We start from the raw sequence: 12,724 nt of genomic DNA, 5'->3' as shown, positions 1-12,724 counted from the left end.
CTATATAGGTTCGATAATTGGGAATAGAGGTTCCATTGGAACACACAATCTAAACGATTGCCAAAGTGAGATATCATTGTTTTTTTCAAATAAAAAAAGCCCAAACAGGGCAAAAATTTCTTCTCATCTTCCGTTAAAAATAACGGGGGAATTGGCACCGATACGGAAATAAACCGCCGGTTGCCGGGTGTCACAGGGCCCTGTCCCTCAACCACTCTTGATAAGTTCTCTATTCAGTTTCTGATGCATTATATCAATAAAAAAGCAAGTAGTCAAGGGATATTTTTGTAATTTGTGTAAAATTTTTCATAAATGGGGTAAAATTGTCCCACTCCAAGTGGAAATCAGCCGATCTTGTGTCCAAGCAGCGTTTGCAGGACTGGAAGAAGGCAAAGAAATGATGGGATAGCCAACAGATTTCTCTTGGTACTTTCCATATAATTTGCAAGCAGCAGCTCCGTTGCCAAAGATGGGGATATTGCCTGTTTCTTTCAGAATAATTGATAAATCTGTAGGCACTGCATTTTGTATGGAAGCATCGCTACTGCCGATGATATCACAACTTTCCACAACATCATAAAGGGCAATGCCATATATTTTGGCAAAAGCTGTTTTTTCTTCTATGGTTATGGGCAGTGGTGCATCAAAACAAGCGGATAATATTTTCCAAAAACGATTTTGTGGATGCCCATAATAAAAATTTTGTTCTCTGGATTTGACAGATGGTACAGACCCAAGAATTAAAATTTTGCTGTCTGGTTGAAAGAGTGCTGGAAATGTATGTGTCACATGTTGTGGTGTTTGATTTTTCATAAAAACCTCCATAAATACTATTTTTGCGGTTCAGCGATCATATATACGTATAGTTTCTTTGCATAAGTAAATTTTGTCAAGAAATTTGTAAAAATTTTCAAAAATAGTGGAAATATATTGTCAAAGGTAGGATTTTTTGTTACCATAGAGAAAGAAGATTATAGAATGGAGTGAAGATGTTGAAAGTACAAGAATCTATGGAAAATTATTTGGAAACCATTTTCGTATTGGAAAAAGAAGTGGGTGAAGTACGCTCAATTGATATAGCAAATGCACTGAGTTTTAGCAAACCAAGTGTCAGCAATGCCATGAAAAAGCTGAAAGCAGATGGATATATTGAAATGGAAGATCGTGGTAGTGTGTTCTTGACAGAAAAAGGACGTGCAGTTGCAACTGCCACATATGAAAGACATTGTGTCATTTCTACAATGCTCATGGAATTGGGTGTTACCAAAGAAATTGCTTTGGAAGACGCTTGTAAAATGGAGCATGTCATTCATGAAGAAACATTGGAAGCTATGAAACGATACATGAGCAATAAAGGTGTTACCCCAATAGAAGAATAAGCGCAAACAGAAGGCTACTCTCATTTTTGAAAGTAGCCTTTTTTTAATGGGTAATATAGTATTGTCTCTTTTCAAATAAGAGTGTCTGTAGGAAGTAACTACCCCTTATGAAGCATCTTGTAGGGGCGACCTGTGGTCGCCTGCTGTTTCTAGTATGGCAATACTTATCTTAAAAGGGAAATATCATTCCAAACCAGACAAATATCATTCCAAACCAGACAAATAAGCATATCCATACAATTTACCTGCTTCTGGTGTAATGCCAAAACGATAGGAAAACAGTTCAGAAACCGTTACAAATTGGTACCCATCTGCAATCAATTCGGGAACCAAAATCTCCACAGCTTCCACAGTGGTTTCATAAATATCATGCATCAAAATTACAGAACCATCCAAATCTTCTGTTTCTGCAATGGTTTCTAGGATTTTATCGGTATCACGGGATTCCCAATCCAAAGTATCCAAAGACCAAGTGACACAAGCAATGGGTATGTTTTTTTGTACAAAATCATTGCAATAGCCATAAGGTGGTCTGAATAGAGTGGGTGTAAAACCAACTGCATCCAAAAAGGCTTTTGAAGTCAATGCGTAATCTTCTGCAATTTCTTCAGCAGACAAAATATTGAAGTTTTTGTGTGAATAGGAGTGATTTCCAAGTTCGCTACCCAATGCCACTTGACGACGCACCACTTCTGGATAGGATTCCACCAGACTACCCAATTCAAAGAAGGTGGCAACCACATTGTATTCTGCCAAAACATCCAAAATCGCTTCTGTGTGCACTGGATGTGGACCATCATCAAAGGTCAAAGCAACCATTGGTTTGTTTGGGTCAATGTCTCGATTTGCAATATCAGCAGAAACCATAACTGGAGTTACAGTTGTTTCTTCATCATCATTATCATCTGTTGTTGCATCAGCTTTTTCTTCGGTTACAGAATCCAAATCAATGACCAATCCATCAATTTCAGAATAGGGGATTGTAACAGTGGTTGTACCAAAGTTATAAGGCAAGAAAGTATATGCAGGAAAATGAATCAATAAACCATCTTCTGCAAAAGCAAATTGTTGGTAGGTTTCGCCTTCAAATTTGGTGGCAAAATCATCACGAGCAGCCCATTTTTCAGCAAATGGTTCTGTTTCTTGGAAATAGGCAATGACGTATTCTGTGATGGAGCCTGCAAAGGTGGAGTCAATGAAATCTGTTTCCCAAAGACGTTCTCCTGTGCGAATGTCATAATGCAATGTATGTATTTTTTCTAAGGTCAAAGGTACAGTTTGCACCACCTGTGATTCAAAAAAGGTGATGGAAAGTAAGTTTTCATGCACCACATTGGATTCGTAGGAAAGATGCATGAAGATACTGCAATCCTCTTGTGATACAGATGTTTCTGACTCTGATGTGGGTGGTGTATCCGTTTCTTGTGTGGAATCTGTATGTTCAACGTCTGTTTCATCCAAATCAGAAATGAATTGTTTCTTTTGGTATTGGGATGTGAAATCTGCTTGTAATTGGAATACAAAGTCAGCAATTTGTGTGTCCAAAACCTCCACACCATAGGATGGATATTCCAAAACATAGGCAAAAGGTGCAGCATATTCAATGACAGACTCTTTGGTGACTACAGGAATCGGGTCTGATACATCCAAAACAGGTGTTGCTTCTATGGGTGCTTCTGGTTCCATGACAACTTCAGATGTGACAGGTGTTGTTTCTTCTGCAACTTCAGATGTAGTAGCACATCCAGTGAAAACACCAGCAATCAGAGTTGTGATGAGTAAAAAATAAGGGAAGATATTTCGTTTCATAGGTTCTCCTTAATATATGAAAATGTTTGCAAGAAACATATTAGACTACTTTTTCAATTGTCCCAATTAAAGATAAAAGGGCTTTTATATCTTGTAGGGTTACGCATTGCATGCGTACCAAAAATGGAATGCATCCAATGCATTCCCTACATAATTAAGATATATATAAGTATATTAGATATCGTTAAGTTTAATTGGGATTTTCAATTTATGATATAATCAATGTATTATACCATAAATTTTGTCGAAAAAAAATACATACCATAGAAAAATACTGGAAATTTATGGGATATTGCAAACACAAGGAAAACCCCTTCCAAAATAGAAAGGGGCATTGAGCATTGTTTTGTAAGCTCTAAATCCTAATTTCAAGTGAATGAAATTATCCAAGAATTGTTTTATCCATGAACATAACACCATCCAACAAGATTGCAGGAGCAGCAGCAGTCATTTCTTCATCATTCATCAAATATTTAGCACTATCCATTTCAATGGAGAAGGTGTATTCGTCATTTTCCATCAAAATAGGCATATCTTTTCCCTGCCAAACCACTGTAAAACCAAGGTCTGTTGCTGTTTCACGAAGGGGTACCAATTCTGCTACCACTTCATTTTCTATTGCTTCTACATCTGTACGAGCCAAATCAGCCATTGGTCCATCCAAATAGTTGTCTTCTTCACCAGAGGTTTCTTTGTCCAACAAAAGGATGAAAGAAGGTGTTGTTTGTGCTGGAATGCTTCTGGTTGTGGTGTCAAAGAATACCAAAGCTTCTTTTTCTTGCACATCTTCTGCTGTCAAAATCATGCGTGTACCTTGAATGGATTGAATTACAGCTGTTTCATCAATGTTGAGGGCAAGCATTTCATCCATGTTCACCAAATCTGCATCAAAGTAACCAACTGCAAAATTGCCTTCAGAAGCATTTGTAATCAATGCAGTCACTTGACCCAAATAAGCTGGCATACTCATACCCATAGGACTGTTTTTGTCGTAGATGACAGAAACTTCCATGTCTGCTTCCAAATCTTCTGCCAAAATCAAAGCGCCTGTAGCACGATCCACCACAACAGTTTCTGGAGAAAGCAAGAAGTGCAAACCACCAGTTTCGTTGTCCATCATAATGTTCATACCACCAGCTTCATTTGCTTCAATGGAGGTGATGGTGCCTGTTTGTGTTGTGTATTTGGAAGCGGCTTCCACTGCATCCACAATGTCTTCTACTGCTGTTGTTTCAGTGTCAATTGGCATTGTAGAGTATTCTGCATAAGCAACTGTACCACCCACCAATGTCATAGCCATACCAAGTGCAAAAATTTTCTTTGTGTTTTTCATATGTGTTTCCTCCTAATAATGTGTTCTTTATTTTTATGTTTTTGTTTTCTTGTTTTGTGTGTTTCTATTGTATCAGACGTAGGGGGTTGCGGAAAGTTCCATGTTTTTTGAATTTTTTTTACAAAAAGAAAAAAAGACGATCAAATCGCCTTTTTTATAGATAGGGTTCTTATGGTTCCATTTGTTTGCCTAGAAAACCAGCAGCAGTTTGAGCCAGCTTGCCTTCTACTTCACCCATTTTTTTGTCCTTGGATAAAAAGACAATGGCACCCATTGCATCACCTTCTGCCAAAATAGGGGTAATCAATTGGTGTTCATAGGAAGAAATGCTTTCGTCATCTAAGATAGGAATGAAGTTGGCGTCTTTCTTTTCTGCAATCAATGTGGTACGTTGGTTGATGCAGTTTTCCATTTCGGAACTGATGTGTTTTTCAAAAAGTTCACGTTTGCCACCACCAGAAACAGCAATGATTTGGTCTTTGTCCACAATACAAGTGACATGACCCAATGTTTGTGAAAGGGATTCTGCATATTCCTTTGCAAATGTGCCAAGCTCATTGATAGGAGAGTATTTCTTTAAGATAATTTCACCTTCACGATCTGTGAAGATTTCCAACGGGTCACCGTTACTGATAACACTGACACGAAAAACCTTGTCTTTTCGGTTTTTTGCCGATTGGACCAGCTCGGTGGGTAAGTTATTCTTCGTGTCTGCCTCAAAATTTGCGACAGTGGTTGGTGTAGCGTTGTGTAAGATACCATCAATGTCCGCTTTCAGTTGTACTTCTAAGTGATCCTCATAAACCTTGATGTGGTCGATGATCAGTTCCAAATCGGTTTTGTCCAGCGTTTCTTTGTTTAGCACATCTCGGAATACTTCAATGGCTGTTTTTGCAATGCGGTTGACTCGTATGATGGTGTTGCGACGATTTTCTGCAAGGGTGATTTGATTTTGCAAACCATTGATGCGATGGAGTAAGTCCTTTTCCAATTCGTCATAGGTTTCTTCAAGGATTGCTTCTTGTTCAGGGTGTTTCATCAAATCACGGATACGTTGACGCTTGGTGACTTTCAGTTCTTCTTCTAAATCCAGTAAAATGGTTGTGAGATTTTCAGCAGAATGTTCGATTTCTTGGACTTGGTCAGTTTCGTTTTCCAAATCTTCGTTGAGTCGATTCCACATATCTTGGGAATTTTCCATGACCAGCTTCAGGTAGTCTTTGAGTAGATTGTCCAGTTGTTCCACACGAATGTGATGGCTTGTGCAACCGCTTACACCTCGTTGATGGTAGGTTCCGCAGCGGTATGCATCTTTCAAATTGCTACGGCTCATGGCGAACATGGGGGAACCGCAATCTCCACAAATCAATAGCCCAGAATAGAAGTTGTCGTATTTTTTTATGCCACGATAGTTGCTTGTACTGCGTTTTTCTCGTAGTGCCTTGACTGTGCGGAAGGTACGATAGTCAATGATGGCTTGGTGATGATTTTCAAAAACGAGATGTTCGCTTTCGTCACGCTTCAAATCGTTGCCGTTTATCTTCTTTCGTGTGTATTTGCTCTGGCGAAGTGTGCCGATGTAAAAATCGTTGTCCAAAATCCCTTGTATGGTGACGATGCTCCAAGCGGCTTTGACCTTGCGTTTGCTTTGTCTGCCACTGGCTTCTATCCGCATTTTTTCAGCCATTCTTGGTGTGGGAACACCTTCTTCTGTGAGATGGTTTGCAATCTTTTTGTATCCCCAACCTTCTATATAATGGGAGAAGATTTGGCGGATGATGTCCGCTTCTTCTGGCACCAGTTCAAAGGCTTGGGCTGCGTTTATGATGTAACCATATGGTGCAGCGCAAATCCATTTGCCATCTTCTTGTCTGCGTTTCACAACGGAACGCACCTTTCTGCTGGTGTCTGTGACAGGCATTTCGTTGATGAGAAATTGAAATTGTATCTTCAACCAATCGTCATCATTTGGAAAGTCTATGTTGTCACCGATGGAAATGATACGCTTGCCAGCATCACGCAAATCTTCTAATTCTACAAGTCCTCGTGAGTTTCTTCTGGAAAATCTGGAAAAATCTTTCACAATGAGAATGTCTTTTTTGTGGTTCATCAATTCCCTACGCATTTTTTGGTAGCCTTCTCGTTGCTCGAAGGTATATCCGCTTCGGTCACGATCTTCATAAAACGTTAGGGTAGAGGTGGGGAAGTTCTTTTTTACAAAATCCTCTATAATTGCTTTTTGGTTTTCAATAGATGTGTTGTCACGATCCTGTTCTTCGTCTACAGAGATACGGACGTATCCAGCTATGTCAAATTGTTCTATCAATAAAATCTCTCCTTTCAATGGAAGTTAGCAACAGTGTATCAGTTGTACCTTCGGAAAGCAACTACATATCACTGGTAATAACCAACGAAAATTTCTTCGATGATTGGTTTATGTAAACAGTGCCGTAGCACTGAATGTGTCAAATGGATAGGGCTGTTTCTTGTATAGGCTCAGATACGAGGAGTTCTTGCTCTTTTTTCAGTTCCAATTCTGGAATGCGTTTGCGATTGTAACAAAGCAAATCGCTGGTTAAATCCCATAGATTGCCATTGCCAGATTGGAATACAGCCACTAGATATTTCTTTTCTTTGTATTCTGCGTAAAGTGGCAGTAGGCTTTCTTGGGTTTCCATGCTGTTTTTTTCTTCGCCTGTCAGCCAAATTGCAACTACTTTTTTCTCGTTTTGGATATTTATTTTCGTAAGCGTCACCTTCCTTTTACCATAGTTTTCCACAAGTATTTTGTTTTTATACAACACATGGTGTCATCTCCTTTCTTGATTTTAGTTGTGAGGGGCATGGGTACACCCGAATAGTAGGATTGACGAGTTGTGGGCGTATACACGTCCGCTCTGCTCGCCCCAACAAGTTGGGTGGTTTTGTGTCTACACACGGCTATCTGTGTATACCTTTTTGGCTGGTGGCTGTATCATATTCCACTGATTTCCCAAAGCTTTGCGACACGTCGCCACACATGGGGTTTGTCTGCTGTTTGGGATGATTGCTCCAAAGATTTTTTATGTCGGCACACAGGGGCAAACAGAGGCAACACACTGGGGTTTATATCCCATATGGGATGATGTTTCCACAGATTTGCTACATCTCTACGCATTGGCAAGCAATAGGCAACACACATGGGATTGTATCTGTTCCAAATGCACAAATACGCTTTGTGTCATCAAGGGGCGATAAGGTCGATTATTTTAGGAGCCTGATATTATCGCTACTATCGTCCCTCATCTTGGTAATATCAATGATTCGGCATCCATTACTTTTTCGCATATTGCAGTAAATTCCAATGTTTTCAAGGCTTTTGGCAAGTCTACGCAAAACCTTTGTCACCATCTTGTTGGAATAGTTATCGCCACTTTCTGCGCTTATAAGGGTCGATAATTCCGTTGGGTTGGTTGTCCAAAAATCTGCATCTCTCATCAGTTTGTCAATGGCATTTACAAAATTTGTGTCTTTCACATTCAATTCGTGTAGGCTGTCAGAAAGTAAAATCCAGATGTTATCTTCGCCACGTTCCAATTCCAATTCTCGAGATTTTACATCACGTCCAACCAAATGGAGCGTTGCATAATCTTCACCTCTCTTGTTTTGATCAAGCACCATCATAGTGTCGGCTGCACCTTGCAAACCTGTTGAACCAGTAATCTGATTGAAAATATCGCTGTCCTTTTGTTTTCGCAAATGGTGAATGACTACGATTGCAATTTTGAACTCGTCCGCAAGATTTTTCAGAATGGTAACGTCCTCATAATCTGAAATGTAGTTGCTTTCTGTGTTGCCACGCACCTTTTGCAATGTATCAATAATAATTAAGTTGGTGTCAGGATGTTCTTCCATAAAACTTCGTATTCTACTTTCCAACTCACCGCCCATTTTTGAAATTTCAATACAGAGATGTGCATTGGCTGGTGCATTTTCAATTTCATCATTTAGCATAAATAATCTGTCTTGCAACCGCTCTTCGTTGTCCTCGAAAGCCAAATACAATGTCGTGCCTTTGGTTGTTTTGAAATTCCAAATCGGTTCACCCTTTGCCACTTGCATCACAAGCCAAAAGGAAAACCATGACTTACCAACTTTCCCTAGCCCACCAAGGATTGTCAGCCCTTTCGGCAAGATTTCTTCTATGATAAATGGTGTTCGTTGAATGCACTTTGTGGATAGATCCGCTACCGTTATGGTGTTGAATTTTTTCATTGAATTCCCCCTTTTGTATTGCGATTGATTTTTGTTTTTGCATTTGATACAATCATGGTAACAGATTTTCAAATCTTTACAATAATTTGAGCAAAAGGCAGGTATGTTTTGAAAACTCTATCGGATACAGGAGGTAGCTATGTTTTTGATGAACCACGATTTTTTTGACAACTTTGATGTATCGTTTACGAAGAAAGAAAGTATCATCGGCAACAAAATTTATCCACTAGGCTACTTCGCAAATCAAGTTTTGGAGATGGATCAATCCATTCTCCGTGAGATTGCAAATCAGGTTGAAACATTCAAATATGAGTTTCATATTTTTTTGGCGAATGGAAGCATCACCTCTGCTGCTTTGTCACATGAAGCATTGCTTGCCCTTTGGGAGTTACTTGCAAAATTGCCTGTCTATGAAAAATTCTCAGGGCATAACTTTCAGGTGAAACACCTGATTTCTTATATGCAAGAGCACCCAGACGAAGTGGATGATATGATGACGAATGGAACTGCTCGCAACCAAATGTTACAGACTTGGCTTTATCACATCGAACACCTTGTACCTGAAATTCAAACCTTTATCCGCAACACAAATTTCATGTTGGAAAACTATTTTGAAACTTTGCCATCACGCAAACCAGATAGCTATGTCACAGCTTACGCAAAATATAAACGTGACATTCGAAATGGATATGACCTAGCCGACCAAGAAGATGAAAGCACAGACGAACTGGATTTACACCAACTACATTTTCCTTTTTCGTTGTCATACGAACCCAAACTGCATCCCAAAACCAAAGAACCTTTCTTGGCTGAAGTCATGACCTTCGGCACTTTGGAAAGCTTTTTATACACCGACTTGATGAAAGCAATGGCGGTTGGAAATGTTCCTCGTAGATGCCATAATTGTGGAAAGTATTTCCTTGCTGTGGGCGGTTATGATACCATTTATTGTGAACGCATTGCCCCAAATGAAACCAAGAAAACTTGTCGGAAAGTCGGCGCTCATAATAAAGAAAAAACCAAAAATGGTAGCTCCATGATCCAAAAGGAATATTTCAAAGTCTATAATCGATTGAAAACCAGACGAAATCGTGGAAGCATTTCCGAAGATGAATGGAACGAACAAGTGTCGCTGGCACAGGATTTGAAAGACAAAGCAGCTCATGGCAAAATTTCTGATGTGAAATATAAAACCATGATGGATCGGATATAAAATACGCCCGTGAGTTAAATATAGGTGGTTGCAAAAATAGTTGGTTGAACATGGAGATGAAGAGCAGCTGAATATAGAAAATAAACGATGATTTACTACAATTTTCAATTTAATATAGTATTAAAACAATCTTATTTTTGTTGGGAATTATAGAATAAGCGTTATATATTCAGATATATTTTAAATTAGTATTTTATGGTATAATGAAATATAAAAACATATTTATAAGATGAAAACCTATCTATAAATCGCTTAACCACAAAATAAATTAATAGTTATTGCTGTCAATATAATGATAGTAATTAAGGTTGTAAAAGAGGTATAGCTTTATATTCGATATTAAAAGGGGTGAGCATTATGGCAAATATAAGTCAATATACTGAGCTTGTATCACTATTAGTAAACTTGAATCCAAAAAATTTCGAATGGGAATCAGACTTTGATTATGTATCCAGAAATTGCTGTACAGATATTATAAATACCATTTTAGAAATTTCAAAAGCGGATAGCACTAGTGGAAATAAGGTTATTCATGATTTTCTGGATAACTATTTTGACATCTACAGAATGTATGAGTGTAAATATTATGAGGTTTATCCTATCAATAGGATATTAAACACTTTGTATCACCGTAATGAAGAGTCCTATCAATGTAATGTTTTTTGTGATAAAAGTCTCATAAGAAAAGTGTTCGAGATATATGGGAGCTTGATTGTTTGCGGAGAGGTTTCACAGGGGAATTTGAAATCTAAAGGTGTGTTGAATAGTTTTACTGGATGGGTAGGGTTTGCGAAATATTTAATAAAAGAAAATGATTCAGAGATGCTTGCTTTTATTCTATCCTTAATTGGAAAAGATGAAAAGCCATACTTCCTTTTTAGTGTTGTAAACTGGCAATTAAGTATTTCAAAGCCAAAATCGGATTGCGTATATGTACTTGAACAGGAAATATGTCTGCTAGATCCTCAATATAGTCTTTATTTAAAATATATGTTATTAAAAATGAAAAAAGAAAGTTCTTTATTTCAAGATGCTATGTATGCTCTGGACAACCTGTCAATTACTGAACAGAATAATTGGTTTAGAAGTATGCTGTTCAATTTAGATCGTGATTTTAAGGATGAAAAAAAAGATGTTATTGAGTTTCTATATTCTAAATATGCTGATTATATAAATGATGAGTTTATTTCAAGAGAATTGTCTGAATCTATAATGAATATAATTCAGCATGTAGGAGATAGACAATGCAAGGATGAGAAAAGTTCGTTTTTTTTCATTAAATCAAATGTTGAAATTGTCAAATTTTGTGTTGGAAAATTGAATTTCAATAATAAAAATGAACACAGTTTTGATTGTTGTTATTATCTATGGTTGTGTTTACAATATAACGACTATGCCTTATTGGATGATTTGCTCAAAGAGATTTGTGGTAATAGATTTTTAGTTTCGTTAGATGACATTTACAGAAACTTGCTTACTGGAAGAAATGCACCATTATCAAAAGATGCGTTTGTGGTGTTTAAAACATATGAAAAATTTATGCCCAAACGTTCAAAAGAGCTGTTGTTATTAACTCCATCTGGTAATACATTAGATATATGCTTAAAGCAAATACGCTCTTTGAAATATACGGAAGATGTACAAATTAATAATGTTCAGAGTCAATTGTTAAATATATGTACAAAAGTTACTATAGAAAAGCCAAGTTGCCTAATTCCAATAGTATTAGAATGTGTAAAAAAATACGAAAAAGCAAAAGCTAAACCCCGATTTGAGTGGACGATTGAAAATGAAAGGCATTGTTTTTATTGGATAGATATTGCAATTTCTGTTTTCAATAGCTTGGTAGGTGAAACTGACATTGTCAATGTAACAAAACTTATTAATACTAACGACCAAGTAAAGGCATTTATAGCTAAACATTATTTAAAACCACAAAATCCTCAATGGTACTATAGTTGTGAAATATTTCTGATTTTAGAAAGAGCAATTGAAAATAGGGATGTTTGGTCAAAAGAATATATAAGAGCTTTTCTTTCTTTGTTGTATCCTGATTCATATCATCTTGAATGCGAAGAGGTTCTGTGGGAATTTTTTGCTGATAGTTCAGCAGATTCTAAAAGTTTATTGAATTTAAAGTTGGGTTTAGCAATTTTAATGGATGAATCTATTTTGTCACAAGAAATGATCAATATGTTTATTTTTGATTTTTTTGTGAGGTATCTAAATCTGATTCATGGACAGATACCAATAGGTGGCAACGATGTATTATTTTATGCATTAAGTCCGCTTATTAAAATTAATGATTCAAATATAAACTTAAAAATCAATGAATTCATCTCTAATATTATTAGACAGGATTTAGTAGCTACTAAAGTACAAAATATGTTATCGTCAGAAGATTTTGCAACATTGATAGATATTGTTCCATCACTTAAGCACTTTACAATAGAAAATGAGAAGATTTTTAATAGATTCCTTCGAATGCTTTTAAATGATTATCTGTTTGATAACATTATACAAATAATTGGGGAGGTAACAAAAAACAAGTTTTTGACAGATAGTCAAATTTGTACATCTCTACAAAAAATGTTATTACTCAAAAAGGATGTAACTACGCTTGATATAACACAAGTCGCCTTTTTGCTAAATATTGCAAATATGCTTAGTGAAAGTCCTGAGCGAAAAAAATTAATTATGAAACTAAAGAGGGTTGAAAAAGCTTTGGAGGTGTAG

The 12,724-nt window shown here is 37.1% G+C and carries 9 protein-coding genes, 1 pseudogene and 1 riboswitch; of the genes and pseudogenes, 3 read left to right on the top strand and 7 right to left on the bottom strand.

Translation table 11 applies throughout. From position 1 onward, the window contains the following. Nucleotides 1-120: 120 nt before the first annotated feature. A riboswitch (SAM riboswitch) is annotated at nt 121-227 on the bottom strand. Between the two features lie 79 nt (nt 228-306). Beyond that, nucleotides 307-813, bottom strand: a complete 507-nt coding sequence (locus MJY40_RS12690; protein ID WP_317854574.1) for a DNA-deoxyinosine glycosylase — start codon at nt 811-813, stop codon at nt 307-309. A gap of 176 nt (nt 814-989) precedes the next feature. Here MJY40_RS12690 and MJY40_RS12685 point away from each other — a divergent pair, with 176 nt between their 5' ends. Further along, a complete protein-coding gene (locus MJY40_RS12685) occupies nt 990-1,379 on the top strand; it encodes a metal-dependent transcriptional regulator (protein ID WP_317854573.1) in 390 nt (129 codons plus the stop codon). A 204-nt stretch (nt 1,380-1,583) separates the two neighbouring features. Here MJY40_RS12685 and MJY40_RS12680 read toward each other — a convergent pair whose 3' ends face one another. From MJY40_RS12680 to MJY40_RS12660, 6 genes and pseudogenes are all read right to left on the bottom strand, one after another. After that, the gene (locus MJY40_RS12680; RefSeq protein ID WP_317854572.1) at nt 1,584-3,188 is read right to left on the bottom strand and encodes a polysaccharide deacetylase family protein; all 1,605 of its coding nucleotides are present in this window, start codon (nt 3,186-3,188) and stop codon (nt 1,584-1,586) included. Between the two features lie 382 nt (nt 3,189-3,570). Beyond that, on the bottom strand, nt 3,571-4,521 hold the full coding sequence (locus MJY40_RS12675) for a stalk domain-containing protein (protein WP_317854571.1): 951 nt from the start codon (nt 4,519-4,521) through the stop codon (nt 3,571-3,573). Nucleotides 4,522-4,690: 169 nt separating this feature from the next. Beyond that, complete coding sequence (locus MJY40_RS15675) at nt 4,691-5,206, bottom strand: stage V sporulation T C-terminal domain-containing protein (RefSeq protein ID WP_416387505.1); 516 nt, start codon at nt 5,204-5,206, stop codon at nt 4,691-4,693. Nucleotides 5,207-5,743: 537 nt separating this feature from the next. Continuing rightward, nucleotides 5,744-6,847: pseudogene (locus tag MJY40_RS15670) on the bottom strand (recombinase family protein); the annotation flags it as partial. Nucleotides 6,848-6,986: 139 nt separating this feature from the next. Continuing rightward, nucleotides 6,987-7,325, bottom strand: a complete 339-nt coding sequence (locus MJY40_RS12665) for a hypothetical protein (RefSeq protein ID WP_317854569.1) — start codon at nt 7,323-7,325, stop codon at nt 6,987-6,989. A gap of 439 nt (nt 7,326-7,764) precedes the next feature. Beyond that, complete coding sequence (locus tag MJY40_RS12660) at nt 7,765-8,775, bottom strand: AAA family ATPase (RefSeq protein ID WP_317854568.1); 1,011 nt, start codon at nt 8,773-8,775, stop codon at nt 7,765-7,767. Nucleotides 8,776-8,914: 139 nt separating this feature from the next. Here MJY40_RS12660 and MJY40_RS12655 point away from each other — a divergent pair, with 139 nt between their 5' ends. Then, nucleotides 8,915-9,988, top strand: a complete 1,074-nt coding sequence (locus MJY40_RS12655; protein WP_317854567.1) for a DUF6076 domain-containing protein — start codon at nt 8,915-8,917, stop codon at nt 9,986-9,988. A 357-nt stretch (nt 9,989-10,345) separates the two neighbouring features. Next, on the top strand, nt 10,346-12,724 hold the full coding sequence (locus MJY40_RS12650; RefSeq protein WP_317854566.1) for a hypothetical protein: 2,379 nt from the start codon (nt 10,346-10,348) through the stop codon (nt 12,722-12,724).

This window comes from Chakrabartyella piscis (assembly GCA_030067835.1).
GTDB lineage: Bacteria > Bacillota > Clostridia > Lachnospirales > Anaerotignaceae > Chakrabartyella > Chakrabartyella piscis.
Note: the sequence above shows the minus strand (reverse complement) of the source record. Positions and strands in the feature narration are given on the sequence as shown.